Here is a 25,453-nt window from a genome sequence, read left to right as displayed (position 1 = left end):
TCCGGTGTGCGGCCCGGACGGCGGATGCCTGTGGATAACTTCAACGGGGATCCGGCCGTCCGGGCACACTGTGCGCATGAGCGAGGCCGTGCGCATCATCACCGAGCAGGTGCGCTCACGGGTGCGCCGTGACGGCGTCGACCTCGCCTCCGACGAGAACCTCGCCGAGCGATACGTGCGCGCCGAGCTCCAGCGCTACAGTGAGCGGGCGCTCGGCGGGGCGCATCCGCTCATCTCCGACGAGCATCAGGCGGCCAGGGAAGTCGTCGCTTCGCTGACCGGGTTCGGGGCGCTCCAGCCGCTCCTCGACGATCCGGAGATCGAGGAGATCTGGATCAATGGACCGTCCCTGGTGTTCGTCGCTCGGGACGGCGTACCCGAACTCACCGACATGGTCCTCACCGCACGGGAGGTGCGCGACCTCGTCGAACGGATGCTGCAGGCCTCCGGCCGTCGTGTCGACCTGAGTTCACCGTTCGTCGACGCCTCCCTGCCGGATGGTTCGCGGCTTCACGTCGTGATTCCCGACATCACGCGGGAGTGGTCGGTCAACATCCGGAAGTTCACCCGGCGCATCCGCGACCTGAACCAGCTCGTCGGCCTCGGCTCGCTCACCCAGCAGGCCTCGGAGTTCCTGCGGATGTGCGTGCTCGCCGGACAGAACATCCTCGTGTCGGGAGCCACCCAGACCGGGAAGACCACGATGCTGAACGCCCTGCTGTCGGCGACCCGGCGCAACGAACGGATCGTGACGGTCGAGGAGACCTTCGAACTCGACCTGTCCGCCCGCGACGTCGTGTCGATGCAGTGCCGGCAGCCGAGCCTCGAGGGTCGTGGCGAGATCACCTTGCGGCGACTGATCAAGGAGTCATTGCGGATGCGCCCCGACCGCCTCGTCGTCGGCGAGGTTCGCGAGGCCGAGAGCCTCGACCTCCTGATCGCCCTCAACAGCGGCCTGCCGGGGATGTGCTCCATCCACGCGAACAGTGCGAGGGACGCCCTCGCCAAGCTCTGCACGCTGCCGTTGCTCGCGGGGCGCAACATCGATTCCGCGTTCGTGCTGCCGACCGTCGCCGGGTGCATCGACATCGTCGTGCACTGCGAGATCGACCGGCACGGGCGCCGGCGGGTGACGGAGATCCTCGCGGTCAGCGGACGGCTCGCCGGCACCGTGATCGAGGCGAGCCCGATCTTCCTCGCCGACCGGGGCGGGCTCACGCCGACGGGCGGCCACCCCGGCAAGCTGGCCAAGTTCCGGGCGGTGGGGCTCGACCCCGCGATCGTGTTGCGGGCGGACCGCGCATGAGGCTCGCGCTGGGCTGCCTCCTCGGCGCCGGCCTGCTGCTCATGGCCGCGCCCTTCCTCTGGCCGCGGCGCCGGGTGGCGGCGGGCGCACAGGATTCACCCCCGAGCCCGGCTGACGGCGCAAGCGGACGGCCCCAGCCGCGCGGCCCTGCGACCTTGCGCGGGTCCCTCGCCCTTGCCGGCCTCGGCTCGCTGCCGCTCCCGGCGTTCACGGCGATTTCGCTCCTGCTGGGCCTGGCCTGCGCTGCCCTCGCCCAGGCGTTGATCGGAGTCAGGGTGCTCGCCCTTGTCGCCGGCGTTGTCGGCACCCTGGTGCCGATGACGATCGTGCTCTGGCGGGCCCGCGAGCGGCGGCGCTCGCACCGTACGGTCTGGCCGGACGTCGTCGACCACCTGGTTTCGGGCGTGCGCTCCGGCCTCGCCCTGCCGGACAGCATCAGCACGCTCGCCGAATCCGGGCCGGTGCCGACGAGGGCCGCCTTCGCCGACTTCGCCCGCGACTACCGCGCGACCGGGAGTTTCGGTTACTCCGTCGACCGGCTCAAGGCCGGCCTTGCCGATCCGGTGGCCGACCGCATTCTGGAGACCCTGCGGATGGCCAGGGAGGTCGGGGGAAGTGACCTCACCCTCGTGCTCCGTGACCTCGCGGCCTGGCTGCGGCAGGATGCCGCGATTCGGGCGGAGGTGGAAGCCCGGCAGTCGTGGGTCGTCAACGCCGCAAGGCTCGGCGTCGCCGCACCCTGGATCGTGCTCCTGTTGTTGTCCTCCCGGCCGGAGGGAGCGGTCGCATACAACACCGGCAGCGGGGTTGCCGTGATCGTCTCCGGACTTGTGGTGTCGGTGATCGCATACCGCCTGATGGTCTTCATCGGCCGCCTGCCCGAGGAACGCCGGTGGTTCCGGTGAGCGCCCCGCTCGCGTGGGGTGTGTTCTTCGGCGCGGTGCTCGGTGTCGGGCTCTGGTCGCTCGTGAGCGTCTTCCCCCGGCTCAGCCGGCCCCGGCTGGCCGACCGGTTGGCCCCGTACATCCTGGACGTGTCGCCGGAGGCCCGCGCGTTCGTCGGGCGCACCACCGTCGATCCGATCCCGGTGCTTGGCACCCTGTTCGTGCCGGTCTTCGGCCGGCTTCGACGCGGACTCGCGGCTCTCCTCGGCGGTTCCGACACCGTCGAACGGCGTCTCCGGCAATCGGGGTACCGGCGCAGCCTCGACGAGTTCCGCTCCCAGCAGCTCGTCTGCGCACTCCTGTCCCTGGCCGCCGGCCTCGTCGCGGTCGTGTTCGTCCCCGCCCTGCACGCCCTCCCGGTGCTGGCGGCTGCCGCGATCCCCGTGCTCGTCGGGCTCGGCGGTGCCTTGCTCTGGGATGGGCTCCTGCGCCGAGCCGCACACAGCCGACTCACGAGGATGCGTGCCGAGCTGCCGACCATTCTCGAGTTCCTCACCCTGTCCCTGTCGGCCGGGGAAGGCATCCTCGATGCATTGGCCAGGGTGTCCCGCACGAGCGCGGGGGAGCTGTCCCGCGAATTCGCCGGCGTCGTCGCCGAGGTGCACTCCGGGATCCCGCTCGTCGAGGCCCTCCAGTCACTCGCCAGGTCCTTGCAACTGACGGCGCTGACCCGCTTCGTCGACCAGGTCGGCGGTGCACTCGACCGCGGCACCCCGCTCGCCGAGGTGCTGCGCGCCCAGGCGCAGGACGCCCGCGAGGAGACCAAGCGCGAGCTCCTCGAGGTCGCGGGGAAGAAAGAGGTCGCGATGCTCGTTCCGCTCGTATTCCTGATCCTCCCCATGACGATCCTGTTCGCGATCTTCCCCGGCCTTTTCATCCTGCAGGCCGGTTTCTGACCGTGCCGGCCTCGACCGCATATATGGACCGCACCCTGGCACCCTCACCACCTGCACGACAAGCACCGACACGACGACCACCGAGAAGAGGAGACGAACATGCATACCCTGACGCGGCGCATCCGCAGGCAGTGGACGGCGAGGCACGACGACACCGGGGACGTGCCCGGCTGGGTCCTGATCACGCTGATGACCGCCGGGCTGGTGATCGTGATCTGGGGTCTCGCCGGGCCGGCGCTGAGCGGCATCTTCCAACAGGCGATCAACCGGGTGAGCGGACTCTGACGGGTTCGGCCCGCCCGGCGCACGGCGTCGCGCCGCAGACCGGCGGTCGGCGAGGGATGCTGCGCCTCGATTTCGGTGCCGACCGCGGCTCCTCGCCGGCCGAGTTCGTGCTCGTCGCGGCACTGCTGACGGTGCTGACCCTGACCGTGCTTCAACTCGCACTCGCGCTGCACGTGCGCAACACCGTGCTCGATGCCGCCGCCGAGGGCGCACGTTACGGTTCGCTCGCCGACACCGGCCTCGATGCCGGCACCGCGCGCACCCGGGACCTGATCGTGGCCGCGCTCGGTCCCGCCTTCGCGACCGACGTGACCGCGACCTACGCGAGTGACAGAGGCTTCCCAACCGTGCGGATGCGGGTGGTCGCCCCGCTTCCGCTGCTCGGGTTGCTCGGCCCCGATCGGAGCCTGGAGGTGATCGGGCGTGCCGTCGTCGAAGGCTCGGACTGAGGCAGACGCCACCCGTCATTCAGCCCCCGCCGGTTTTGTGAAACGAATCTCCCGCCGACTGCGCTCTGACCACGGGTCAGCGTCCCTCGAATTCATCACGACGGGCATGATTCTCCTTGTGCCGCTCGTCTACCTCGTGCTCGCCATGTCCGTGCTTCAGGGCGGCGCGCTCGCCGTGGAGGGCGCCGCCCGGCAGGCCGCCCGGGTCTATGTGCGCGCGCCGAGCGAGGCAGTCGCGGCGGAGCGCGCTCAGCGCGCGGTCGACTTCGCCCTCGCCGACTACGGCCTTCCGGCCGGGGACGCGCAGGTGTCGATCGACTGCGCGGCCGCGGCCGGCGGATGCCTGAAACGCCGCACCGCAGTGACGGTCACCGTGCGCCTGCGGGTGTCCCTGCCCCTTGTACCGGACGTGCTTGGGCTGGCCGGGACGGCGAGCGTGCCCCTCGAGTCGAACGCGACCCAGACCGTGTCCCGATTCTGGCAGCCGGGGACCGGACCATGACCGTGCGACCACGACGCCGGGCGCCCGAGGTGCGAGCCGCCGACAGGCCGGACGACCTGTCGGACGACACCGGTTCCACCCTCCTGCTCACCATCTTCTACGGCTTTCTCGCGCTCGTCGTGATCCTCCTGGTCGTGGCCGCATCGTCCCTCTACCTCGAGCGGAAACGCCTGCTCACCCTCGCGGACGGTGCCGCGCTCGCCGCAGCTGAGGCGTACACCCTGGACGCGGTCACCATCGCCCCGGATGGTTCGGCGGTCCCGCTGCGCACCGAACTCGATTCCGGTGCGGTACGCACGGCAGCGGATGCCTACCTCGCGGCGGCCCCGCACCCCACCCTCGAGGAACTGGTCGTGAGCCGGGCAACATCCGCAGACGGTCAGAGTGCGACGGTGTCCCTGAGTGCGTACTGGCGCCCGCCCATCCTCACCCTCGTGCTGCCGGCGGGTGTTCCCCTCGAGGTGTCGGCCGTCGCCCGCTCGGTCTTCCGGTAGAGGCGCACGCGGGGCTACTCTCCACAGTGAACCGGGAGAGTCCGGGAGGAACCGGGAGGAACCGGGAGGCCCCATGTTCACCGATCGCCGCGACGCCGGCCGCTTGCTCGCCGAGCTCGTCGCCGAGCTGGACCTCACCGACCCCGTCGTCTATGCGCTGCCACGCGGCGGAGTGCCGGTCGCCCTCGAGGTCGCCCGGCGCCTGCACGCTCCCCTCGACCTGATCCTCGTGCGCAAGCTCGGTGCACCCGGATTCCCCGAGGTCGCGATGGGCGCCGTCGTGGACGGGGCAGACGCCCAGATGATCGTCAACGAGGACGTCTTCGTCGAGACCGGGGCCGACGCCGCGGGACTCGGCCGGGCCAGGCGCCGGGAGCTCACCGAGATCGAGCGGCGGCGCGCCGCCTATCTCGGAGACCGTCCCCGGGTGAACCCAGACGGACGGGTCGTCGTGGTCGTGGACGACGGGCTGGCCACGGGAGCGACGGCCAAGGCGGCCCTCGCCGCAGTGAAGCGCCAGGGCGCCGCCCGTATCGTCCTTGCGGTGCCCGTCGCCCCGGCCGATGTCGTCGAGGAGATGCGCGGGCTCGCGGACGACGTCGTCGTGGTGCAGACCCCCGAGCAGTTCTGGGCGATCGGCCAGTTCTACGTCGACTTCCACCAGCTCTCCGATGACGAAACGGTCACACTCCTGGCCGAGGCGTGGGCCGGGCCTTGAACCGTCCCGTCACCCGCTAGCCTCGAATTCGAGCGCGATCCGCGCGGCACGACATCGTGAACGAGACAGGGGCGCCCGGCGTGACGGCGAAATCCAAACGGCTGGCGGGGGCCGGTGCCCAGCTCGTCACCGAGGTCAGCATCAACTACGGCTCCTCGCTCGCCGGACTCGCGATCCCGATCGTCGGTTCCCCCGTCGTCGTCGCGGCCAGGCAGATCGTGATGGCCTGCGCGGTCCTGCCGTTCTACCGACCGAAGCTGTCGACCCTGACGTGGCGGCTGCTCTGGCCCGCGCTCCTTCTCGGACTTGACCTCGCCGTGATGAACCTCGCCTTCTACGAGGCGGTGCACCTGCTCGGGCTCGGCATCGCTGCGACGATCGAATTCCTGGGCCCGTTCTCCCTCGCCCTCTTCACCTCGCGGCGACCGCTCGACTTCATCTGCGCGACCACGGCGGCCGGGGGAGTCTTCCTGCTGACCTGGTCCTCCGGAGAGATCAACCTGCTCGGCCTGTTCTACGCCCTCGTCGCGGCGGCGGCGTGGGCCGGGTACATCCTGCTGACCCGACGGGTCGCCGTGACCTTCCCCGGCCTCGAGGGCATCTCGGTCGCGAGCGTCGTCAGTCTCACCCTGCTCGTGCCGTTTGCGCTCCTCACCGTCGACTACACCCGGCTCGACTGGGGTGTGCTCGGGCTGCTGCTCGCGATCGGGGTGCTCTCCTCTGCATTCCCGTACGTGCTCGACACGTACATCCTGCGCCGGATCACCCCGCGCCTCTACGCGATCATCACGAGCTTCGGACCGGTCATCGCGGCGATATTCGGTGTGCTCGTGCTCGGGGAGACTCTGCTGCTCCAGCAGCAGATCGCGATCGTCGTGGTCTGCGTGGCCGCGGGCGCCGCGATCGCGACCCAGCGCGACCGCCCGATCTCCGACCTGGAGGCGACAGCGGGCGCCATTCCCTAGCCAGGAAGTGTCTCGTATATGCGTTTGAGGCTTATATAAGCCGAGTACATACTGAATGCATGCACATCTTGGACTTGCAAACCGCCTTCGATGTCCTCGTCGACGGGAACCGCCGCGCGATTCTCGCCGAATTGCGACTCGGCGACCGCAGCACCGGCCAACTCGCGGCGCACCTGGGCCTCAGCCAGCCCGGAACCTCCCGGCACCTGCGCGCGCTGCGCGAGGCGGGCTTTGTCGCGGTGGAGCCTCGCGCCCAGCAACGCATCTACTCGCTCGCGCCCACAGTGTTCGACGATCTCGACGCCTGGTTGCAGGGGTACCGCCGGGCTGCGGCGGGGGAGAGTGATCCGCTGGCCGATTCGGTGCCGGCGACACGTGCAGCGGATGCCGACCCGAGCGGCGCGCAGGCTGCCTCCCTCCCTTCTGCGGTCCCGTCCGCTTCGCTACAGCCGGCGAAGTCCCCGAAGCCAGCGAAGTCCCACAAGAAATCCGCAAAGTCGAAGGCCGGGAAGTCTCGGAAGCCGGCGAAGTCGGGCGGTTCACGGAAGTCCTGAGCCCGCACCGGGCCGGCAAGGTCGAACGCGGGTGTTCCGCCGCTCCGCGGGTGGTGCACCAGACGCGGAGCGGCGGAATACCCGCGCTCGGCTACAGCCCGGAACCGAGCGCGGCGCCGCTACTCGGCGCCGCTACTCGACGATGATGCCCAGGTGATCCGCCATGATCGGGGCGAGGAGGCTCAGCTGGGAGTCGTCGACCGTGGCTCCGCGGAGACCCTCGAGACCACGGATGACGCTGAAATCGCTTCCGCGCAGGTCGACGTCCTTGAGCGTGGCCCTCGTCACGTCGAGAGTGCCGATCCGGCAGTCCCGGAGCTCGAGGCGCTGCACAGTCGCGCTGCCGAGGTCGAGCTCCTCGATGATGCAATTGCTCAGCAGGACATCGTGCAGCTGGGCGTTCCGCAGGTTGACGAAGTCGAGCTTGCTGCCGTCGAACTGCACGGACCGGAGGCTCGACTCGTAGAGTTCGACGGAGCCGAGGCGAGAGTGCTCGACGCGCACGTCGCGCCAGACCGAGCGGGGTGCGCTGAAGATGGCCGCGTGCAGTTCGCCCGCGACGCACTCCGACAGGGTTGCGCCGCGCAGTTTCGCATCGTTGAGCGACACCGTGTGGAATTCGCACTCGCGGAAGGCGACCCCGGTGAGGTCCCGTCCGTCGAAGTCGCAGCCGCTGAAACGCTGTGCTTCGACGTCGGCGCCAGAGACGAGCTCTGAGCCATCGGCATCCGTGAGGTCGTCGAGGCGGATCGGGTCGAGAAGGGGAGGTCTGGTGCCGGAGCGGGCGCGCGCCACGCTCAGTCCTGCGCCGCGGGTGCGGCGGGGCTCTGAACGGCGGAGACAGGCTCTGCGGTTACCGGCTCTGCGGCGAGGGGCTCGAGCACGAAGACGGGGATGATCCGTTCGGTCTTGACCTGGTAGTCGGCATAGTCGGGGTATGCCGCGACGGCGCGTTCCCACCACGCGGCGCGTTCGTCGCCGGTGACCTCGCGGGCGACCATGTCCCATTTCCGGGTGCCGTCCTGCAGTTCGACCTCGGGGTGGGCGACCACGTTGGCGTACCAGACCGGGTTCCGCGGTGCGCCGCCGAGCGAGGCGATCGCCGCGTAGCTGCCGTCGTGCTCGACGCGCATCAGCGGGGCCTTACGGATCTTGCCGGACTTCGCACCGAGCGTGGTCAGCACGATGACGGGCATGCCGCGCATCGTGGTGCCCTGCTCGCCGCCTGAGCTCTCGTAGAGGGCGACCTGGTCGCGGACCCACTGCTGTGGGCTGGGTTCATATTCTCCGATGAGGGGCATGACACCATTAAACGTCACTGCACTGGGGAACATTCCACATCGGTCATTCCCGGCCGGGCAGCGTTCCGGGGGTCCCCGACGCTGGTCCGGGCTTGATTCCGGGCCGGGGGCGGCGGGGAACGTAGCGCGGGATGTACCGGCCGAGCAGCACGGCGCCGATCAGCCCGAAGGCGCCCATCACGCCGCTCGCGAGGGAGATCGACACGATCGTGAGCCCGGCGACGGCGACCGGGGCGACCGCGCTGCCGAAGTCGCCGGTGAACCGCCACGCTCCGAGGAACGGTGCCGGGTTGTCCTTGGGGGCGAGGTCGGCGCCGAGTGTCATCAGGATTCCGCTGCCGATCCCGTTCGCGACCGACAGGAAGATCGCGACACCGATGAGCCACTGCACGTTGGTGGACAGGTCATGCGTGAACGCGAGGACGAGGAGGCCGAGGCCGAGGCCGATCATCGAGGGGAGCGCGCTCCACATGCGACCGTAACGGTCCATGATCTGGCCGCTCGCGTAGAACAGGGCGAAGTCGATGCCGCCGGCGATGCCGATGATGAGCGCGATGTCCGGCTCGCTGATGCCGATGCTGACGGCCCAGAGCGGGATGAGGACGGCGCGGGCCGACCGCATCGCGCCGACGAGGCCCGCGCCGGTGCCGAGCCGGAGGAGGACGCCACGGAAGCTCCAGATGGTCTGGAACAGGCCCTGGCTCTCCTCCTCCGCGAGTTCCTGGCCGGCCGGGCGCACGGTTCCATCCGGGGACGTCGCGAGTTCGGGAGTGCCGAAGGTGCTCTCCGGGTCCGGCAACAGCAGGAGCACGAGGGCCGCGCCCAGACACGCGACGACGAACACCCAGAACACGGCCTGGGTGCCCCCGGTGAAGCGGATGACCGCGGTCGCGATGAAGGGGCCGACGAACCAGCCGCCGCGAAAGATTCCGCCGAGGGTCGACAGCGCACGCGCCCGGTAGGCGACCGGCACGTAGCTCGTCATGAAGGCATGCCTGGCGAGGGAGAAGATCGCCGTCGCGAGGCCGACGATGAAGATCCCGACGCCCAGCACGAGCGGGTTCGGGGCGACCAGGCAGACGAGGATCGCGATGATCGCGAGGAACGATGCCCAGATCATCGCGTTGCGCTCGCCGATCCGGGAGACGACCCAGCCGCTCGGGATGTCGCCGATGAGCTCGCCGACCATGATCATCGCGGCGATGAACCCCGCCATGGCGAGTGACGCCCCGAGGTTGTTGGCCACGATCGGGATCAGCGGGATGATCGCACCCTCACCGACGGAGAAGAGGAACGTCGGCAGGAAGGCGGCAAGGGCCACCGAGCGCAGGCTGAAGGGGCGTTCGGTGCTTGTCATGACTCCTCGATGCTACCCGGGTGCGCAGCCGCGCCCGGGTGGGCACCAGCCCGCGACCTGCGACGCCGGGTAGGCTGGGCAACAAATGATTGAGCTGGACATTTCGGAGCAGATCGCCGCATTGCGGGCCACCTTCGGCGACATTCGGGCCGTGATCGACATCGATCAACTGCGCACCGACATCGCCGACCTGAACGACCAGGCCGGCGCCCCCGACCTGTGGGACGACTCGGAGCACGCCCAGAAGGTCACGAGCGACCTCAGCCACCGCCAGTCGGAGCTCGCGCGCATCGAGAGCATCGAGTCCCGGCTCGACGACCTCGAAGTCCTCGTGGAGATGGCCAACGACGGCGAGGGCGACGAGGAGTCGGCCGAGGAAGCCACCGCAGAGCTCGCGAGCCTGCAGAAGGTACTCGGCGAACTCGAAGTGCACACCCTTCTCAACGGCGAATTCGACGAACGACCCGCCGTGATGACCATCCGCTCGGGCGCCGGTGGCGTCGACGCAGCCGACTTCGCCGAGATGCTGATGCGGATGTACCTGCGCTGGGCCGAACAGCACGACTACCCGGTGACGGTGCTGGACGTCGGATACGCGGAAGAGGCCGGCATCAAGTCCGCGACCCTGCAGATCGATTCGCCGTATGCCTTCGGCACGCTGAGCGTCGAGGCCGGCACCCACCGGCTCGTGCGGATGAGCCCGTTCAACTCCGCGGGCAAGCGCCAGACCTCTTTCGCCGCCGTCGAGGTCGTGCCGCTCATCGAGCAGACCGAGTCGATCGAGATCCCGGACACCGACATCCGCGTGGACGTGTTCCGGTCGAGCGGACCCGGCGGCCAGTCCGTCAACACGACGGACTCCGCCGTCCGGATCACCCACCTCCCGACCGGCACGGTGGTGAGCTGCCAGAACGAGAAGAGCCAGATCCAGAACCGCGCGGCCGCCATGCGGGTGCTGCAGTCCCGGCTGTTGCTGATCCAGCGCGAGCAGGAAGCCGCGACCAAGAAGGAATTCGCCGGCGTCATCACGGCGAGCTGGGGCGACCAGATGCGCAGCTACGTGCTCGCCCCGTACCAAATGGTCAAGGACCTCCGCACCAACTATGAGGTCAACAATCCCACCCAGGTCTTCGACGGCGACCTCGACGGTTTCATCGCCGCCGGCATCCGCTGGCGGAAGCAGGCACCGCAGGATTGAGCCCAATTCGGCGGTTCCTGCCTGTGAGGAAAAGCTTGCCGGTATGTCGAACTGGCAAAACACAGGATGCCTGCCTAGGCTCAAGGGGCCATGATCCGTTTTGACAGCATCACTAAGAAATATCCGGGAACGACCCGACCGGCCCTCGACGACATCAACGTCGAGGTTCTGCGCGGCGAGTTCGTCTTCCTCGTCGGTGCATCCGGTTCGGGTAAGTCAACCTGCCTGCGGCTGATCCTCAAGGAGGACAAACCCACGAGCGGGCGCATCCACGTGCTCGGACAGGACCTGCGGTCGATCTCGAACCGCAAAGTCCCGTACTTCCGGCGCAACCTCGGAGTCGTCTTCCAGGACTTCCGGCTGTTGCCGAACAAGAGCGTGTTCGAGAACGTCGCCTTCAGCCTGCAGGTGATCGGCAAGTCGCGCGGCTTCATCCAGGAGGCCGTTCCTGACACGCTCAAGATGGTCGGACTCGCCGAGAAGGCGCTCCGGCTGCCCCACGAACTCTCCGGAGGTGAGCAGCAGCGGGTCGCGATCGCGCGAGCCATCGTCAACAAGCCCCAGGTGCTTCTCGCCGACGAGCCGACCGGAAACCTCGACCCCACCACGAGCGCGGGCATCATGGCCCTGCTCGAGCGCATCAACGCGGGCGGCACGACCGTGGTCATGGCCACGCACGAGGCCGGCATCGTCGACCAGATGCAGCGCCGGGTCATCGAGCTCTCCGGCGGCAAGATCGTGCGCGACGAACGCCAGGGTGGTTACGCGACCGCAGGCATCCCGATCATTCCGCTCGGAGCTGGCCTGCACCGGAAGCCGGCCATCGACCCGCAGCACACCGTGTCAGCACTTGCGCCGAGCGCACTGCCGTCGGTGTTCGCCCCGGCGAACCCGGCGAACCAGGCAAACCAGGCGAACCCGATGGCCCCGGCCACTCCTGCCCTCACCCACCCCTCCGCACCCGTGCCCGCGCCGCTCGTGCCAGCGGCCGTTCCCGTTCCTGCTGCACCCATCACGCCGGTCGTCATCGTCCCCGACGCCCCGGCTCGTGCGGGCGCCCTCGCCGAGACGGGCGCAGACGCTGCGGCCCCGGCCACGCCGCCCGCCGCCATTCCGCAGCCGTTCGGCGAGCAGGCCATGGCTATTGCCTCAGATTCCGGCATGCCCCTCCCGCTGACCTCGGCGATCTTCCTGCCCGGCCGCGAGCAGCAGGCGGATGCCGCGACGACGCCAACCGGGACCGGTGCAGACGATTCCCCGTCAGATGCGGGTGCTGCCGAGCAACCGAAGTACATGTCGCGTCCGATGGCACCTACCCAGGACGACGTTCTCGACCAGCTCACCCTGGCCGAGAGGCTGGGGCTTCGTGCTCCCGGCGAAAAACCAGACCAGACCGGCGAACAGAATGTGGGACCCACCCGATGAGACTCGGACTGGTGCTCTCCGAAGCCGCCAACGGCCTGCGTCGCAATGCCTCGATGGTTGTCTCTGTCGTGCTCGTGACCTTCATCTCGCTGACCTTCGTCGGCGCTGCGATCCTGATGCAGATGCAGATCGGCCAGATGAAGAACTTCTGGTACGACCGCGCCCAGGTCGGAATCTACATGTGCACCGCGATCTCACCGGGGGAGACCTGCACCGGGGGAGAGGCGAGCCAGGGTCAGATCGACGCCGTCAAGGCCCAGCTCGAGTCGCCGACGCTCTCGCCGTTCGTGGACAAGTACTATTTCGAGACGCATGAACAGGCCTTCGAGAACTTCAAGAAGCAGTTCGCAGGCAACCCGGTCGCCGACTATGTGACTCCGGAGCAACTGAACCAGACCTTCTGGGTGAACCTCAAGGACCCGTCCCAATCGGATGTGCTCGTGGAGAGCCTGTCCGGCGTGGCCGGGGTCGAGAACGTCGCTGACCAGCGCAAGTACCTCGACCAGATCTTCTCCGTGCTCAATGCGGCGAGCTACACGGCGATCGGTATCGCCTCGCTCATGCTCGTGGCTGCAGCGTTGCTGATCGCCACCACCATCCGGCTGTCGGCCTTCTCGAGGCGGCGTGAGCTCGGCATCATGAGACTCGTCGGTGCATCGAACCGGTTCATCCAGACGCCGTTCATCCTCGAGGGCGTCTTTGCGGCGCTGCTGGGATCGCTTCTGGCAGGTGGTGCGGTCCTTGCCCTCGTGCAATGGTTCGTCCAGGGCTTCCTCGGTTCCCGGCTGACAGGCTTCTCGCTTGTGGGCATGCAGGATGCGCTCCTCGTCGTGCCGATCCTGCTGGTGGTCGGCGCGGTACTCGCGGCCTTCTCCGCCAACTTCGCCATCACCCGCTACCTGAAGGTGTAGCCGTTCGTCCGAACGGCTCGAGGCCGAGAGCTAGACTGGTGGGCTGGCCGGTACCGGTCTGCCCACCCACCGACGTTGAGGAGTAACCCGTGCCCAGGGAAATCGGCGAAAAGGTCGTCTCGACCAATCGCAAGGCACGCCACGACTACCTCATCGAGGAGACGTACGAGGCCGGAATGGTGCTCACCGGGACCGAGGTGAAATCCCTGCGCGCCGGCCGCGCCTCGCTCGTCGACGGCTATGCCTTCATCGAGGGCGGCGAAGCCTGGCTCGACGCCGTTCACATCCAGGAATACATGGCCGGTACCTGGACGAACCACCCGCCGCGGCGCAAGCGCAAACTGCTGCTGCACAAGCAGGAGATCATCAAGATCAGCCACAAGACCAAGGAGGGCGGCTACACGCTCGTTCCCCTGCGGATCTACTTCAGCAACGGCAAGGCCAAGGTCGAGATCGCCGTCGCCAAGGGCAAGAAGGAATACGACAAGCGCCAGACGCTCCGTGAGCGCCAGGACAAGCGCGAGTCCGACCGCGCGATGTCCGCGCGCAAGCACATCGGCGACTGACACCCGGTTGAATCGCCCGCCCGTCGGACGAGCGGGCGACGGCATCCGCACGCGTCGATGCGGCGGATGCGGGGCGTTACGATGAAGGCAATGAGTACAGCCGACGCGGAATACAACGCCTTCGGCCCCTGGGTGGACGCGGTGCGGACACTGGATGAGGTCCCGCGGCTCTTTCGCGACTTCGGGTGCGATCCCACGTCGGAGCGCCTCGTGCTCAAGGTGCCGCGGAACATCCCGCGCAGGGACGCGGATCCGACCATGGACCTCTATGACCACCTGATCATCGCGGGGAGCGACGCCCTCACTGTGCTGAGCAGGACAGGTTCGGCATACGCCGGCTCGACTCTGCCCTACGACGCCGTCGTTGCCATCGAGGACAGCGTCGACCTCACCGACGGGCGCCTTCGGGTGTACTCCCGGGACGGCAGCGTGCTCCAGGTCGGCTACAACGGCTCCTCGCGCGAGGTCGTCAGCGGATTCGTCGACATGCTCCGTGACATGTCGCTGGGCTTGGGAGTGACGTTCGGCTCACACGACGCCGCAACGGCCGCTGCTTCGATGCTGACTTTCCCGGTCGGCCCCGCCATCGACCGGCGGCCCAATGCCGTCCTCAACTCTGCCGTATTCCGGGCAACCGACGCGGACCTGATGGCGGACTGGACGAATCTGCGGGATCGCGAGCCGGAACTCCACCTCTACGCCGCGCATCCGCGTGAGCGGGTTCGGGCGACCGGCGGCTTCATGGCGCGGGTGTTGAACCTGTTCCGTCCGACTGTGCTGCACGGCGCCATCGTCTGCGGGACCGACGCGGAGGTTCAAGTGCTGTCCCGTCGCGACTGGTTCGGTCTGGCCGATCGGTCCGAATTGTCGAGCTCCCGGCTGATCGTGTTCCTGGCGCGGTTGGAGTCGGTCACCGTGCAGCGGCATCCGCGTTACGCCGAGGCGAGTATCGTCACGGTCCGGTCTGGTGCTGCGCGCATCGATGTGATCGTTCCCGGCGACTCCGAGGCCGAGCGCGTCCTGCTGGCCGTCGCCCCGCATTCCGGCAGAAGTGTTGTAGACTGAAAGGCTGCACGATCAGTTCGAAAAGAACGAGTGCAGTATTGACAACTCAACAGTGTGTGACAGGACCCACTCATTCCGCCGCACGTCGGTGGCGCCGAACAATGGCGACGAGTGCTCATGGGGATGATCGGTTTCGACATTGCCTGCGCAATTGTGAGAAGCGGGTCGAGGATGCAGGGTTAACTCGTTAACGCTCCCTGCAAAACAATAAGTGCCAAAACAAACCGCACTGACTCTGCTTCTGCTTACGCCCTCGCGGCCTAAGTAAAGCAACTAGAGAGTCCGTCAGGCCGGGAATGCTCTCTACCCGGACCCTGACGTCATTTAGAGAGATTGCTCCTACTCTGAGCCGCGGGGTGTAGGGGGACTTAAACGAGGGCTGGGCTCGTCGGATTAGCTGACAGTGGCAAATTCCGGAGCCGAGTAGAACGACTTCACTGGATACACCCGTAGAAGGCATATGACCACAGCAGTGGACGGGGGTTCAATTCCCCCCATCTCCACCATCGGTTCCTGTCACACGCTCTTGAGTCCTCGAGTCTCGGACCGTCGGTCGTGAGCTCGTGACCCCTTGAGCCCGTGGGTCGAATCACCATAGTGTGATTCCCTACGACCACGACTCCAGGAGATGACATGTCCCTCGTCCGCGTGCACAACTTCTCGGTCTCCCTCGACGGCTTCGGCACCGGAGAAGGCCAGGAACTCGACGCTCCCTTCGGACACGCAGGCTCCCGGCTCCTGGAATGGGCGATCGCGACACGCACCTTCCGCGAGATGGGCCTTCACGGGGAGTCTGCGGCATCCTTCGGCGTCGACGATGCGTTCGCCAGCGCCTGGGGTCCCGGGATCGGCGTGGAGATCATGGGCCGCAACAAGTTCGGCCCGGTGCGTGGTCCCTGGGAGGACGAAGAGTGGAAGGGATGGTGGGGCGACAACCCGGTGTTCCACACCCCCGTGGTCGTGCTGACGCACCATCCGCGGCCGATGCTCGTGATGGACGGCGGAACAACCTTTCATTTCGTTGATTCCGACCCCGTCTCGGCGCTCGAACAGGCTCGCGCCCTGGCCGGCGACCGCGACGTCCGGGTCGGTGGCGGCGTCAGCACGGTTCGACAGTTCCTCGAGGCCGACCTGATCGATCACATGCACATCGTCCTCGTACCGATCGTCCTGGGCCGGGGCGAACGGCTGTGGGACGGACTCGAGGGGCTCGAGCAACGCTTTGACATCGAGGCGACCCCTTCTCCGTCCGGAGTCGTCCATCTGGTCTTCACCCGTCGCACGGCTCGGTAGTCCGCCGCGCGCTTTCGGGGCATGATGACCTCGGACGAGGAGTCTCATGGCCGACACCGGACTGCGGAAATGGGCGCCAGGCGTCGCTACAGCGCTGGGCTATCGGCGCATCTGGCTGCTGCCCGATCTGCGCGCAGGTGCGATCCTGACCGCCCTGCTCATCCCGGTCGGCATCGGCTATGCCGAGGTCGCCGGCCTTCCGCCCGAGTCCGGCCTGTTCGCCACGATCGTTCCTCTTCTCGTCTACGCCGTCGTCGGGCCGTCCCGGATCCTGGTGCTCGCTCCCGACTCGGCTCTCGCGCCGATCATCGCCGCGGCCATCCTGCCGCTCGCCGCCGGGGACAGCGCCCGTGCCGTTGCCCTCGCCGGACTCCTGGGAATCATGGTCGGCGCGGTACTCATCCTGGGCGGATTGCTGCGCCTGGGGTTCGTGACCGACCTGCTTTCCAAGCCGCTCCGGGTCGGCTACCTCAACGCACTCGCGGTGATCGTCATTCTGTCGCAGATCCCGCCGCTCCTCGGATTCTCTCTCTCGTCGGCATCGCCGCTGCGAGATGCGATCGCCATCGTCACCGGCATCGTCGGCGGCCAGGTGAACCCGACCGCGATGCTGTTCGGGATCGGCTCACTGGGTGTCATCGTCGTCCTGGTCTGGACGAAGAGCCGGATCCCTGGGATCCTCGTCGCGGTCGTGGCCTCGATGGTGCTGACGTTCGCCCTCGGCCTCCACGACGGCCTCCCCGTCGTCGGCGCTCTCCCCGCCGGCCTTCCGGCACCCGCCCTCGCCGGCCTGCAGGGGGCGGATGTCGTCGGCCTGGTCCTTCCCGCGCTCGGGATGGCGCTCATCGCCTTCGCGGACACCGCGGTGCTCTCCCGCACCTTCGCCGCGCGCCGCGGGGACAACGTCGACGGCAGCCAGGAGATGGTGGCGGTCGGCGCTTCGAATCTGCTCGCCGGCCTGTTCGGCGGGTTCCCCATCTCGGCGTCGTCGTCGCGTACTGCCGCCGCTGAGAGCGCCGGGGCGCGCTCTCAACTCGCCGGAGTGGCCGGGGCTGTCCTCCTCGTTCTGTTCATGCTGCTCGCACCCGGCCTCACGGACTTCCTGCCATCCGCCACGATCGCGGCCGTCGTGATGGTTGCGGCGGCGGGGCTCGTCGACATCACGGGATTCGTCGCCCTCGTGCGGATGAGCAGGACCGATGCCTTCTTGTCCGTCGCTGCTTTCTTCGGCGTGCTCGTCGTCGGCGTGATCGAAGGGATCATCGTCGCGGTCGTCTTGTCGCTCGGCGAATTCGTCGGCCACGCCTGGCGGCCGTATCGTGCGGAGCTGGGTCGCATTCATGGCCTCCGGGGCTACCACGACCTGTCACGGCACCCGGAAGGCGAGCGCCTGCCCGGAATCGTCATCGTGCGTTTCGACGCGCCGCTCTTCTTCGCCAATGGTGGGATCTTCGACGACTACGTCCGGGCGACCGTCAGCGCGGCCGGCGCCGACGTGCGCACCGTGATCCTGGCCGCGGAACCCATCACCGATATCGACACCACCGCCGTCGACGAACTGCTCGAACTGGATGAGTTCCTGCAGAAGCGCGGCGCCACCCTCGTTTTCGCGGAGATGAAGGGTCCCGTGAAAGACGTCCTGCGTCGATACGGCCTCGGCAAACGGTTCCCGCCCGAACGATTCGCCGACACCGTCGGCGCTGCCGTCGACGCGGCGACCGGGACGCTGCGGGGCGACCTCGACGGCACGCAGTGGGACCGTGACGCCTGACCTCGTGATGTCAGGGCATCAACGGCGGGCCTGGGCGAGGGTTCCGGTCACGGGGCCGGCGGGGTCGTCGATCAGGCACGAGACCAGGTGGCTGCCGGAGATCGTCCAGCCGTCCTCCGGCGGAACGAAGTAGTTGTAATCGAGCTGGGAGCCGTCATAGGCGCTGCCGGTGAAGGTCTCGAACCGGGTTCCGCAGCCGTCTTCGGCCGCCGCGACGACAGCGTCTTCGCCGGGATACGACTCCATCGGCAGGTCGAAGCCCGCGTAGACCTCGAAGGCGTGCACTTCGGCGCACGGCACCAGCGTGACGGTGACAGCGGATGCCACTTCGGCGTCCCCGACGTTGTCGAGGCAGTCCCCGACTACGACCTTTGACACCTCGATCGGCACGGCCGTGGCTGATGCGGCAAGCGAGGCGGCCCCGTCACTGGCCGAGGGGGCGAGACGGGCGACGGAGGCGCATCCGCTCACCGTAAGCGACAGGCCGAGGGCGAGTGCTGCTGTGGCCGCGGCTCGCGCGATGACGGCGCGCCGGGCAGAGAGGGGGGCAACCCGGACCGGCCCGGGGCGCGAGGGTGGCATCAGCCGTGACGGGCCGTGCCGGCGGTGCCGGCCGCGGACGCACGGAGGACCTCGAGGGTCGCGGCGTGCAGCAGTCCGTTGGTGGCGAGGGAGCTGCCGTGCCAGGGTCCCTCGAGCCCGTCGGCCGAGGTGAAGGTGCCGCCGGCCTCCTGGACGATCGGGGCGAGCGCGGCCATGTCGTATGGCTTGAGGTCGAATTCGGCCACGATATCGAGCACGCCTTCGGCCAGGAGCATGTACGACCACATGTCGCCGTATGCCCGAGTGCGCCACACCGACCGGGAGAGGGCGACAAGCTCGTCGAGGTGGCCGGTCTGGTCCCACTGCTGGATGCTGTTGTAGCTCAGGGACGCGTCGGTGAGGGTCGGGACGCCGGAGACCTGGAGCCGGCGCGGGGCTGCGTCGGGGGTGCGCTCGTCGCTGGACCAGGCGCCGGCGCCGGCTCGCGCCCACCAGCGCTTGCCGAGGGCGGGGGAGCTCACCACTCCGACGACGGGGATACCGTCGACAGCGAGGGAGATCAGAGTTCCCCAGATCTGCACGCCGCGCAGGAAACCGGCGGTGCCGTCGATCGGGTCGATGATCCACTGGCGCACGGTCGAGCCGGCGGTGCCGTATTCCTCGCCGAGAATGCCGTCGTTCGGACGTCGTTCCGCGAGGAGGGCACGGATGGCTCGTTCGACGGCCTGGTCGGCGTCCGTCACGGGGGTGCGGTCCGGCTTGGTCGTGACGACGAGGTCCATCGCGGTGAAGCGGTCGCGGGAGATGGCATCCGCGGCATCGGCGAGTTCGATGGCGAGGGCCAGGTCATCGTCGAGGCTGTAGGTCGAGGCCTCGTCGGAGGCACTGTTTCGGGGAGGAATTGTCGCGTCGGTCACACTCCCAAGGATAGTAATTTCCGCGCGACTCACCGGTGCGCGGCCTCGATTGGCGCCGGGGACGTTTCCGGTGTTATTCTCTAGAGTCGCTTCGGGTCGTCCCGGAGAAACAAATACGCACCTCTAGCTCAATTGGCAGAGCAACTGACTCTTAATCAGTGGGTTCCGGGTTCAAGTCCCGGGGGGTGCACCAGTAAAGCCAGATCAGCGAAGGGTTCCGTTCTCACGAACGGGGCCCTTTTTTGTTGCATCGAGATCCAGCCATGTCTGCGACATGTGCAGGTCCGCCAGATTCGACCATGACTTTGAGGCTCACGACCGCACGCCACGAGCAATACTTCCTGCCGGGCAACGCCCTGCGCTCTAGAAGGGTGTCGGGTCGTCGGGGTCTTCGGGTGTGGGGTCGAGGTTCCAGACGTCAACGATCGGGGCTGGTGGTTTCGGTGCGGGTTTCGGTTTCCGGGGTGGTCTCATATCGGCGGAGGGTTCGACGATGTAGCTGTACCCGGCCGGGGAGGTCCATTCGATGCGACCGTCGCCGAGGTGTTTCGGCGACCACCGGGTGTAGCTCTTCACCGCGTGGTGATACGGGCAGAGGTGGGCGAGGTTCATCGCGTCGGTCTCCCCGCCGTGCTGCCACTCCACACTGTGGTCGAGGTCTGATCGTTTGGCGGAGCGCCGGCGGCCCGGGAAGGTGCAGGTTTCATCGCGCACCTCGAGCCATTTCTTGAGCGCGGCGGGTGGTTTGTAGGTGTCGCGTCCCATCGAGAGCACGACGCCGGTTTCCGGGTGGGTGAGGAGCCGGGTGAAGCTCGGCGCCCCGGCCGCGAGACGCCTCGCGGTGTCGGGGTCGATCGGCCCGTACCCGGCCAGATACCCGGGCTCCTCGCTCTTCCCCAGCAGGGTCAGCACGGGAACGGTCACGNACGGTCACGTTGACCTGCGCGGCCACCCCGGCACCGAGTCCGTCCGGGGTGACCCCACTGATCAGGACATCGGTGAGCACGTCCGCCGCGATCTGCGTCAGGGTGCGGACCTCGTCCGGGCCCTGCAGGGTCAGCGCGGTGTCGAGGGTGCGGTGGTACGCGGCCTGCACCTTCTCCGCGTCCCCGGTCAGATACAGGGAGGCCATGCCGTCGTCGAGGGCCTGGAACACCACGTGCCGGTCCTCGACGCTTTTCTGGTGCCTCGCGGTGATGGTCTCCGGGTGGGTGCGTTCCCGCACCCTTCGGGCCCGATCGGCGAGCTTCGCCACGGTCAGCACTTCCGCGTCGGGCACGAGGACCTCCTCGAACACGGCCCGGGCCCGCGCGGCCGCTTCCGGGTCATCATCGACGCGGATGCCCCAGGCCTGCTCCATGATCACCTGGGCGTGCCGGTAACTGATCACCCCGGAGGCCAGGGCCTCCCGGGTCACGGGGAGGTCTTCGGCGAGGGTGCGGCTGGCTTCGATCAGGGTCTCCGCCGTGCGCCTGGGCAGCCGAAGCAGGGCGCCGACCTCGCAGGTGAACTCCTCTTTCGTGGCTTCTTCCGGCGACCACGGCGGGCGCGGCCCGCCGGCGCGTTCTGCGGCGTCCGCGCGGGCCCGGCCGACATCCGCCAGGACCCGTTGCGCCGCATAGATCGCGGCGGCCCGCTTCGCGGCGGCCCGGTTCATCTCCCGGTCCGCCTCCCGGATCGCGTCATACACCTCGGGCAGGGACGGCTCCACCAGGCTGAGATGCCGGGGGTTGAGGTACGAGTCGGGAGGGATCCCGGGCGGGGGTTCCGCCGTGCTTTCCGAACGAATAGTTGAGGGTTCTTCAGCTGTCATACCGGTCACTCTACGGACCACCACCGACATTCCCGGGGCATCCGCCACCCCACAAGCCACCTGTGGAATACCTGGTCAAAAAAGATTTCTGTGGACAACTTCTCCCCAAGGCCCTCCAGCCACACCGGGAGGAGGTCGCGATGACCGGCGACGGGGTCGACGACGCGCCCGCGCTTCGTCGAGCGGACGTCGGACTGGCAAGGGGGATCAAGGGCACGAAGCGACGAAGGAAGCGGCAGGCATCGTGCTCGCCGACGACAACTTCGCCACCATCCAGAGTGCAGTTCACGAAGGCCGTCGCATCCGCGACAACCTGCAGAAATCCATCGTCTTCATCCTGCCCACGACCGCAGCCCAGTCCCTGGTGCTCCTGCTCGCCGTGCTGTTCGGATTCGCGCTGCCGCTCCAACCGACGCAGATCCTGTGGGTCAACCTGATCACGGCCGCGACCGTCGGGGTGTTCTTCCTCGAGCAGGGAATCGGGTCCACCACCGCGAAAGCGCAGACCACGGCCGCGACCACGCCCACCTTCAGCCGGCTCGCGTTCCTGTTCACTTCCCGGTGCCTCCGGGCGTCGAGCCTCACCCTCTGCACGCCATTCATGAACCTCTGGTTCAGCTCGACGCCGATCGGGGTTCGCGAATGGGCGTACACGCTGGGACTTTCCGCCGTCATCTTCCTGCTCGTGGAAGTGGACAAGGTGATCGGACGGGCGCGCGCGGGCCGGGCCTCGCGGATCGCTGTCCCGTGATCGGCTGCTGAGCGCACTGCGGCATAATCAGGAACACGGACACGCGGGTGTGCAAGAAGCGCCACCACGCACCGCGTCCTGATCGGTCGCAGGGGTGGGTCCGGCAGATGTGGTAGCCAGGTCTACGCGAGTCAGTCTTTTCATCGAGGGGGATGTCCATGGCAATTCGAATCACGAGCACGTCAACGAAAATCGCCTACGTGACGAGCGGTTGCGTTCTCGTCATTCTCGGGTCGGCCCTGACGATCGGTCTCCCTCTGCCTGTTGCGTCCGTCGCGGCAGCAGTCCTCGCGCTGGTCCTGGTCGTCTTTGCTGCGAGAACCTTTCGCGCCGAGGACGAACCGGTCGAACAGAGGCGCCCGTGGTGGAAGATGACGGCGCACCGGACATCCGGTGTCGTGTTTGCACTCCTGTTCGGTTCCCAGGCGATCTACGTGCTTATCGCTTTTGTCAGTCGGCCGGAATCGGGGGGCCTGATGGTTCCACTGGTCACGAACATCTTGATCGCGATGATGTTCGCTTTCTCGTCGATGCGGCTGGGAACGACATCACCCGCGACCGCGTCGCGTAACCAGTAAGGGCACCTGCATCGGTACCTGAGGCCGCCCGGTTCCTCGCCCACGTCGCCACTTTTCTTGAGTGAGACCACCCTGTCGCTGCGCACAATGGCATACACTCATCGAGGGGAACCAAACAAACGGGGAAACCGGTTTTTTATTGGATGGCATCGGCGTTCGCTGAAAGGCGCATCGCCGGCGTCTGTGCCGTCGGGGGTCGGTGAGCACGGAGTCGAACTCGCGTTCGGCCGGTGCCGCGCTCACCGAAAAAACATCTGGGGGGAAGTTTGAAACAATCAACTCGCGCGCAGCTGGTGGACATTTCAACAGCACTCGTCATCGCCGGTTGCGTATTCGTGCCGCTCTTCTGGCTCGGCTACGCAGTGGGGCCGATTCTCGGTATTTCGGTGTTGTTGGCCATCGGTGTCCTGATGATTCGGTCGGCGCTCAGATCGGAACCCAACCCAGAGGCGCTGATCGAGCCGGAGTGAGGGTGCCGGACGGGGATGCAGAGGTGCCGTCGGGTCCATGTTCGATGCGGAATCGCCAGGAGGCGCACCATGACCGTGAAACAAGAGCGCGCCGTACTCACTCGCGAGAAGATTATCGCGGGGGCTGCGGACGTCTTCTATCGCCAGGGTTTCGGCGGGGCCACGCTCTCGGACATCACGGCCGCCGCCGGAGTGACCAAGGGCGCGCTGTACTTTCATTTCCAGTCCAAGGAGCACGTCGCCCTCGCCGTGATCGAAGCGGAACACGAGATCGCGACAGCTGCCGCGACGGCGATACTCGACACGACAACCGGGCCGCTTGAGTCGATGCTCAGGCTCTGCAGCGATCTGGCCGGACGATTGACCACCGACCCCATCGTCCGTGCCGGCATCCGCCTCACAACCGAAACCTCGACTTTCGATCGGTCGATGGCGCGACCATACGAAGATTGGCTTGCTACCTTCGAGGCACTGACTCTGGCCGCCACGGAGGCCGGCGAACTCCGCGCAGGCACCGACGCCGAGAAGCTGGCGCACTTCATCATTCCCGCTTTCACGGGGGTCCAGATGGTTTCTGATGTCTTCACCGAACGTGCCGACCTCCGTCGACGCGTACGGGAAATGTGGGAGATTCTCTTGCCCGCAATCGTGCCTCCCGAAAATCAGAATTCCATCGAGTGGATGCTGGAAGCGGCATTCCCGATTCGATAAGGTCTCAGTCGTGAACCGACACGACGACTGCACTCCCGAGCACACTCCGGGGAACGCACGAGAGCGATTCCCGGTGCGCACGCCCACACCGTTGTCGGGGCCGGGACGGTGGCGGAGAGAGCCCGAGCGCTGCCTGCATTCCTTTTCGACGCCGGAGGAGTACGTTGCGATCATGCAGCGGACGGGAGTGAATCGTGGTTGCGACCAGAATCGCGGGTATGACCCCGATGCCTGATCTGTTTGCCGTGGCTGCGGATGCACTGAACGCCCTGACCGGGCAGGAGGCGCGTCTGTACGAGCCGCTCCTGGCGGCGTTGCCCGTGGACGGGGCATCCGTCTCGACGTTCGGCGATATTCTTGCCGCTGAAACGATTTCGGCCAGTGACGCCCAGTCGTTTCGTCTCGACGAGTTGCAATTCGATCTTGGCGAGGGCCCCTGTTGGGACGCACTGCAGACCGCGGCTCCGGTCCTCGAGCCTGATATTCGCAAACGGCCGAACCGGACCTGGCCGGCCTTTTCGGAAGCGATCCTTGCAGATGACCTCGGTGCGGTCTTTGCTTTTCCCCTGATCCTGGGGCCTTTGCGCATCGGTGCGATCGATCTGTATACCAACCGCCCCTATCGCCTCAGCTCGCAGAGCGTCCAGCAGATTTCGAGCCTTGCGACCGTGGTCAGTCGTCTGGTCCTCTCTCGAGCCATCAGACTGTCCCACACCGAGATCGAAAACGAGACCGACAGTGCCACTCGCCAGAAATTCTCTCGTCGCGAGATCCATCAAGCCACCGGAATGGTCCTGGCTCAACTGAGAATTCCTGCCGCGGATGCCCTCCTCGTCATGCAGGGCCATGCTTTTGCGGCTGGCCGGTCAATGGCCGAGATTGCGGCAGAAATCATTGACCGCCGATTGAGTTTCGCGGTAATCGAGAGCCAGATCGAAGGGTCCCATGATTGATGGAACGAGAGAGGACCGTTTAATCGACACGTTCGCGACCCTTGCCGACACGCTTGTGGCCGACTACGACGTGGTGGATCTCCTGCAGACCCTGGTCGAGAGTTGCACTGATCTCTTCGATATTGCGGCCGCTGGAATTCTTCTGGCCGACGCCGATGGCGAATTGGAAGTTGTCGCTTCGACGAGCGAGGCCAGCAGACTTGTCGAGGTCATGCAACTGAGCGCTCGGGCGGGCCCCTGCGTGGAATGCTTTGTCACCGGTGCCGTCGTATCCCTGACGGACGTAGAGGAGAGTCCGCCCGCGTGGCAGCGTTTTCGGGACAGCGCACGCGAGCAGGGTTTTGCCGCGGTCTTCGCCATACCGTTGCGGCTGCGGGAGACGACAATCGGTGCCCTCAACCTGCTGTCGAATGTTCCGGGTGCACTTCGCCAGCAGGACGTGCGGGCCTCCCAGGCGCTGGCCGACGTTGCCACGATCGGAATCCTGCAGGAGCGTACGCTCCGGGAAAGCATGTCGGTCCGGGAACAGCTGACAAACGCGTTGACCTCCCGGGTGGTCATTGAGCAGGCCAAGGGCGTACTTGCGCACTCCCGAGGCGTGTCGATGGAGGAAGCGTTCACCCTGCTGAGGACGTATGCCCGGGCAAACCGCCTGCTACTCTCAAGCGTCGCCCAAGGTCTTGTCGAACAAACACTCGTGATCTGAGCGGGCATCCC

Annotated in this window: 30 protein-coding genes, 1 tRNA gene and 1 other RNA gene; 25 read left to right on the top strand and 7 right to left on the bottom strand. The window is 67.1% G+C overall.

Annotated features, from left to right (window positions below):
- The first annotated feature begins 76 nt into the window (after nt 1-76).
- The 10 genes from E3O50_RS14435 to E3O50_RS19470 all read left to right on the top strand — a co-directional run bounded on the left by E3O50_RS14435 (nt 77) and on the right by E3O50_RS19470 (nt 7,113).
- The gene (locus tag E3O50_RS14435; protein WP_134559451.1) at nt 77-1,306 is read left to right on the top strand and encodes an ATPase, T2SS/T4P/T4SS family; all 1,230 of its coding nucleotides are present in this window, start codon (nt 77-79) and stop codon (nt 1,304-1,306) included.
- Nucleotides 1,303-2,211 (top strand): type II secretion system F family protein, encoded by a 909-nt coding sequence (locus E3O50_RS14430; protein WP_134559450.1) that lies wholly within the window; start codon nt 1,303-1,305, stop codon nt 2,209-2,211. The genes E3O50_RS14435 and E3O50_RS14430 overlap by 4 nt, the downstream gene beginning before the upstream one ends.
- Nucleotides 2,199-3,146, top strand: a complete 948-nt coding sequence (locus tag E3O50_RS14425; RefSeq protein WP_241975382.1) for a type II secretion system F family protein — start codon at nt 2,199-2,201, stop codon at nt 3,144-3,146. The genes E3O50_RS14430 and E3O50_RS14425 overlap by 13 nt, the downstream gene beginning before the upstream one ends.
- Nucleotides 3,147-3,245: 99 nt before the next feature.
- The gene (locus E3O50_RS14420; protein WP_134447281.1) at nt 3,246-3,431 is read left to right on the top strand and encodes a hypothetical protein; all 186 of its coding nucleotides are present in this window, start codon (nt 3,246-3,248) and stop codon (nt 3,429-3,431) included.
- Between the two features lie 56 nt (nt 3,432-3,487).
- Nucleotides 3,488-3,880, top strand: a complete 393-nt coding sequence (locus tag E3O50_RS14415) for a TadE/TadG family type IV pilus assembly protein (protein WP_134559449.1) — start codon at nt 3,488-3,490, stop codon at nt 3,878-3,880.
- Nucleotides 3,881-3,986: 106 nt separating this feature from the next.
- Nucleotides 3,987-4,382: a hypothetical protein gene (locus tag E3O50_RS14410; RefSeq protein WP_241975381.1), complete on the top strand. Its 396-nt coding sequence runs from the start codon at nt 3,987-3,989 to the stop codon at nt 4,380-4,382.
- Complete coding sequence (locus E3O50_RS14405; RefSeq protein WP_134559448.1) at nt 4,379-4,876, top strand: pilus assembly protein TadG-related protein; 498 nt, start codon at nt 4,379-4,381, stop codon at nt 4,874-4,876. The genes E3O50_RS14410 and E3O50_RS14405 overlap by 4 nt, the downstream gene beginning before the upstream one ends.
- Nucleotides 4,877-4,949: 73 nt before the next feature.
- Nucleotides 4,950-5,594 carry a phosphoribosyltransferase family protein gene (locus tag E3O50_RS14400; RefSeq protein ID WP_134559447.1) on the top strand — a complete coding sequence of 215 codons (645 nt, stop codon included), beginning with the start codon at nt 4,950-4,952 and terminating at the stop codon, nt 5,592-5,594.
- A gap of 80 nt (nt 5,595-5,674) precedes the next feature.
- Nucleotides 5,675-6,559, top strand: a complete 885-nt coding sequence (locus tag E3O50_RS14395) for an EamA family transporter (protein WP_134559445.1) — start codon at nt 5,675-5,677, stop codon at nt 6,557-6,559.
- 59 nt (nt 6,560-6,618) lie between these two features.
- Nucleotides 6,619-7,113, top strand: coding sequence for a metalloregulator ArsR/SmtB family transcription factor (locus tag E3O50_RS19470; protein ID WP_206750886.1), 495 nt, complete (start codon nt 6,619-6,621; stop codon nt 7,111-7,113).
- Between the two features lie 132 nt (nt 7,114-7,245).
- Here E3O50_RS19470 and E3O50_RS14385 read toward each other — a convergent pair whose 3' ends face one another.
- Genes E3O50_RS14385 through E3O50_RS14375 form a run of 3 tightly spaced genes read right to left on the bottom strand, consistent with a single transcriptional unit; the run spans nt 7,246 to nt 9,771 of the window.
- Entirely contained in the window at nt 7,246-7,908 is a 663-nt protein-coding gene (locus E3O50_RS14385) for a pentapeptide repeat-containing protein (protein WP_134559444.1), read from the bottom strand.
- Nucleotides 7,909-7,910: 2 nt separating this feature from the next.
- Nucleotides 7,911-8,414 carry a nitroreductase family deazaflavin-dependent oxidoreductase gene (locus E3O50_RS14380; protein ID WP_134559442.1) on the bottom strand — a complete coding sequence of 168 codons (504 nt, stop codon included), beginning with the start codon at nt 8,412-8,414 and terminating at the stop codon, nt 7,911-7,913.
- Nucleotides 8,415-8,457: 43 nt separating this feature from the next.
- Complete coding sequence (locus E3O50_RS14375; protein WP_134559440.1) at nt 8,458-9,771, bottom strand: MFS transporter; 1,314 nt, start codon at nt 9,769-9,771, stop codon at nt 8,458-8,460.
- Nucleotides 9,772-9,856: 85 nt separating this feature from the next.
- On the opposite strand from E3O50_RS14375, the gene prfB reads away from it, so the two are divergent.
- The 8 genes from prfB to E3O50_RS14335 all read left to right on the top strand — a co-directional run bounded on the left by prfB (nt 9,857) and on the right by E3O50_RS14335 (nt 18,000).
- Nucleotides 9,857-10,969, top strand: coding sequence for a peptide chain release factor 2 (gene prfB, locus E3O50_RS14370; protein WP_134447297.1), 1,113 nt, complete (start codon nt 9,857-9,859; stop codon nt 10,967-10,969).
- Between the two features lie 90 nt (nt 10,970-11,059).
- The gene (gene ftsE, locus E3O50_RS14365) at nt 11,060-12,394 is read left to right on the top strand and encodes a cell division ATP-binding protein FtsE (protein WP_134559438.1); all 1,335 of its coding nucleotides are present in this window, start codon (nt 11,060-11,062) and stop codon (nt 12,392-12,394) included.
- Entirely contained in the window at nt 12,391-13,305 is a 915-nt protein-coding gene (ftsX, locus tag E3O50_RS14360) for a permease-like cell division protein FtsX (RefSeq protein WP_134447301.1), read from the top strand. The genes ftsE and ftsX overlap by 4 nt, the downstream gene beginning before the upstream one ends.
- An 89-nt stretch (nt 13,306-13,394) precedes the next feature.
- Entirely contained in the window at nt 13,395-13,871 is a 477-nt protein-coding gene (gene smpB / locus E3O50_RS14355) for an SsrA-binding protein SmpB (protein WP_134559436.1), read from the top strand.
- 90 nt (nt 13,872-13,961) lie between these two features.
- Complete coding sequence (locus E3O50_RS14350) at nt 13,962-14,936, top strand: hypothetical protein (protein ID WP_134447305.1); 975 nt, start codon at nt 13,962-13,964, stop codon at nt 14,934-14,936.
- A gap of 119 nt (nt 14,937-15,055) precedes the next feature.
- Nucleotides 15,056-15,442: a transfer-messenger RNA gene (gene ssrA / locus E3O50_RS14345) on the top strand.
- A gap of 127 nt (nt 15,443-15,569) precedes the next feature.
- Complete coding sequence (locus E3O50_RS14340) at nt 15,570-16,229, top strand: dihydrofolate reductase family protein (RefSeq protein WP_134559434.1); 660 nt, start codon at nt 15,570-15,572, stop codon at nt 16,227-16,229.
- Nucleotides 16,230-16,275: 46 nt separating this feature from the next.
- Nucleotides 16,276-18,000 carry a SulP family inorganic anion transporter gene (locus tag E3O50_RS14335; protein WP_134559432.1) on the top strand — a complete coding sequence of 575 codons (1,725 nt, stop codon included), beginning with the start codon at nt 16,276-16,278 and terminating at the stop codon, nt 17,998-18,000.
- An 18-nt stretch (nt 18,001-18,018) separates the two neighbouring features.
- Here E3O50_RS14335 and E3O50_RS14330 read toward each other — a convergent pair whose 3' ends face one another.
- A complete protein-coding gene (locus E3O50_RS14330) occupies nt 18,019-18,582 on the bottom strand; it encodes a septum formation family protein (RefSeq protein ID WP_134559430.1) in 564 nt (187 codons plus the stop codon).
- Nucleotides 18,582-19,460 (bottom strand): inositol monophosphatase family protein, encoded by an 879-nt coding sequence (locus E3O50_RS14325; RefSeq protein WP_241975380.1) that lies wholly within the window; start codon nt 19,458-19,460, stop codon nt 18,582-18,584. Before E3O50_RS14325 ends, E3O50_RS14330 begins: the two co-directional genes overlap by 1 nt.
- Nucleotides 19,461-19,577: 117 nt before the next feature.
- On the opposite strand from E3O50_RS14325, the gene E3O50_RS14320 reads away from it, so the two are divergent.
- Nucleotides 19,578-19,653: transfer RNA gene (locus tag E3O50_RS14320), tRNA-Lys, on the top strand.
- Between the two features lie 170 nt (nt 19,654-19,823).
- Here the strand turns inward: E3O50_RS14320 and E3O50_RS19190 are convergent.
- On the bottom strand, nt 19,824-20,174 hold the full coding sequence (locus E3O50_RS19190; protein ID WP_166790988.1) for an HNH endonuclease signature motif containing protein: 351 nt from the start codon (nt 20,172-20,174) through the stop codon (nt 19,824-19,826).
- Nucleotides 20,164-21,273 carry a DUF222 domain-containing protein gene (locus E3O50_RS14310; RefSeq protein ID WP_166790989.1) on the bottom strand — a complete coding sequence of 370 codons (1,110 nt, stop codon included), beginning with the start codon at nt 21,271-21,273 and terminating at the stop codon, nt 20,164-20,166. Before E3O50_RS14310 ends, E3O50_RS19190 begins: the two co-directional genes overlap by 11 nt.
- A gap of 244 nt (nt 21,274-21,517) precedes the next feature.
- Here E3O50_RS14310 and E3O50_RS14305 point away from each other — a divergent pair, with 244 nt between their 5' ends.
- From E3O50_RS14305 to E3O50_RS14280, 6 genes are all read left to right on the top strand, one after another.
- Nucleotides 21,518-22,024 (top strand): hypothetical protein, encoded by a 507-nt coding sequence (locus E3O50_RS14305; protein ID WP_134559425.1) that lies wholly within the window; start codon nt 21,518-21,520, stop codon nt 22,022-22,024.
- Nucleotides 22,025-22,182: 158 nt separating this feature from the next.
- Nucleotides 22,183-22,602 (top strand): hypothetical protein, encoded by a 420-nt coding sequence (locus E3O50_RS14300; RefSeq protein ID WP_134559423.1) that lies wholly within the window; start codon nt 22,183-22,185, stop codon nt 22,600-22,602.
- Between the two features lie 230 nt (nt 22,603-22,832).
- The gene (locus E3O50_RS14295) at nt 22,833-23,072 is read left to right on the top strand and encodes a hypothetical protein (protein WP_134447318.1); all 240 of its coding nucleotides are present in this window, start codon (nt 22,833-22,835) and stop codon (nt 23,070-23,072) included.
- 69 nt (nt 23,073-23,141) lie between these two features.
- Nucleotides 23,142-23,783 (top strand): ScbR family autoregulator-binding transcription factor, encoded by a 642-nt coding sequence (locus E3O50_RS14290; RefSeq protein ID WP_134559421.1) that lies wholly within the window; start codon nt 23,142-23,144, stop codon nt 23,781-23,783.
- Between the two features lie 218 nt (nt 23,784-24,001).
- Complete coding sequence (locus E3O50_RS14285; RefSeq protein WP_134447322.1) at nt 24,002-24,736, top strand: GAF and ANTAR domain-containing protein; 735 nt, start codon at nt 24,002-24,004, stop codon at nt 24,734-24,736.
- Nucleotides 24,729-25,442: a GAF and ANTAR domain-containing protein gene (locus tag E3O50_RS14280; protein WP_134447324.1), complete on the top strand. Its 714-nt coding sequence runs from the start codon at nt 24,729-24,731 to the stop codon at nt 25,440-25,442. Before E3O50_RS14285 ends, E3O50_RS14280 begins: the two co-directional genes overlap by 8 nt.
- The last annotated feature ends 11 nt before the right edge of the window (nt 25,443-25,453 follow it).

Origin of the sequence: Cryobacterium sp. MDB1-18-1 (genome assembly GCF_004402735.1) — a bacterium.
Lineage (GTDB): Bacteria > Actinomycetota > Actinomycetes > Actinomycetales > Microbacteriaceae > Cryobacterium > Cryobacterium glucosi.
This window is presented reverse-complemented; position numbering and strand designations above follow the sequence as displayed.

What these genes read in the sequence shown, in the direction of transcription:
- E3O50_RS14415 (WP_134559449.1), top strand. Translation starts at nt 3,488, where the DNA reads ATGCTGCGCCTCGATTTCGGTGCCGACCGCGGCTCCTCGCCGGCCGAG.
- E3O50_RS14375 (WP_134559440.1), bottom strand. Translation starts at nt 9,771, where the DNA reads ATGACAAGCACCGAACGCCCCTTCAGCCTGCGCTCGGTGGCCCTTGCC.
- E3O50_RS14285 (WP_134447322.1), top strand. Translation starts at nt 24,002, where the DNA reads ATGACCCCGATGCCTGATCTGTTTGCCGTGGCTGCGGATGCACTGAAC.
- E3O50_RS14340 (WP_134559434.1), top strand. Translation starts at nt 15,570, where the DNA reads ATGTCCCTCGTCCGCGTGCACAACTTCTCGGTCTCCCTCGACGGCTTC.
- E3O50_RS14290 (WP_134559421.1), top strand. Translation starts at nt 23,142, where the DNA reads ATGACCGTGAAACAAGAGCGCGCCGTACTCACTCGCGAGAAGATTATC.
- E3O50_RS14410 (WP_241975381.1), top strand. Translation starts at nt 3,987, where the DNA reads ATGATTCTCCTTGTGCCGCTCGTCTACCTCGTGCTCGCCATGTCCGTG.
- E3O50_RS14350 (WP_134447305.1), top strand. Translation starts at nt 13,962, where the DNA reads ATGAGTACAGCCGACGCGGAATACAACGCCTTCGGCCCCTGGGTGGAC.
- E3O50_RS14280 (WP_134447324.1), top strand. Translation starts at nt 24,729, where the DNA reads ATGATTGATGGAACGAGAGAGGACCGTTTAATCGACACGTTCGCGACC.
- E3O50_RS14400 (WP_134559447.1), top strand. Translation starts at nt 4,950, where the DNA reads ATGTTCACCGATCGCCGCGACGCCGGCCGCTTGCTCGCCGAGCTCGTC.
- E3O50_RS14330 (WP_134559430.1), bottom strand. Translation starts at nt 18,582, where the DNA reads ATGCCACCCTCGCGCCCCGGGCCGGTCCGGGTTGCCCCCCTCTCTGCC.
- E3O50_RS14380 (WP_134559442.1), bottom strand. Translation starts at nt 8,414, where the DNA reads ATGCCCCTCATCGGAGAATATGAACCCAGCCCACAGCAGTGGGTCCGC.
- E3O50_RS14335 (WP_134559432.1), top strand. Translation starts at nt 16,276, where the DNA reads ATGGCCGACACCGGACTGCGGAAATGGGCGCCAGGCGTCGCTACAGCG.
- E3O50_RS14300 (WP_134559423.1), top strand. Translation starts at nt 22,183, where the DNA reads ATGGCAATTCGAATCACGAGCACGTCAACGAAAATCGCCTACGTGACG.
- E3O50_RS19470 (WP_206750886.1), top strand. Translation starts at nt 6,619, where the DNA reads ATGCACATCTTGGACTTGCAAACCGCCTTCGATGTCCTCGTCGACGGG.
- ftsX (WP_134447301.1), top strand. Translation starts at nt 12,391, where the DNA reads ATGAGACTCGGACTGGTGCTCTCCGAAGCCGCCAACGGCCTGCGTCGC.
- E3O50_RS14430 (WP_134559450.1), top strand. Translation starts at nt 1,303, where the DNA reads ATGAGGCTCGCGCTGGGCTGCCTCCTCGGCGCCGGCCTGCTGCTCATG.
- E3O50_RS14405 (WP_134559448.1), top strand. Translation starts at nt 4,379, where the DNA reads ATGACCGTGCGACCACGACGCCGGGCGCCCGAGGTGCGAGCCGCCGAC.
- E3O50_RS14435 (WP_134559451.1), top strand. Translation starts at nt 77, where the DNA reads ATGAGCGAGGCCGTGCGCATCATCACCGAGCAGGTGCGCTCACGGGTG.
- prfB (WP_134447297.1), top strand. Translation starts at nt 9,857, where the DNA reads ATGATTGAGCTGGACATTTCGGAGCAGATCGCCGCATTGCGGGCCACC.
- E3O50_RS14420 (WP_134447281.1), top strand. Translation starts at nt 3,246, where the DNA reads ATGCATACCCTGACGCGGCGCATCCGCAGGCAGTGGACGGCGAGGCAC.
- ftsE (WP_134559438.1), top strand. Translation starts at nt 11,060, where the DNA reads ATGATCCGTTTTGACAGCATCACTAAGAAATATCCGGGAACGACCCGA.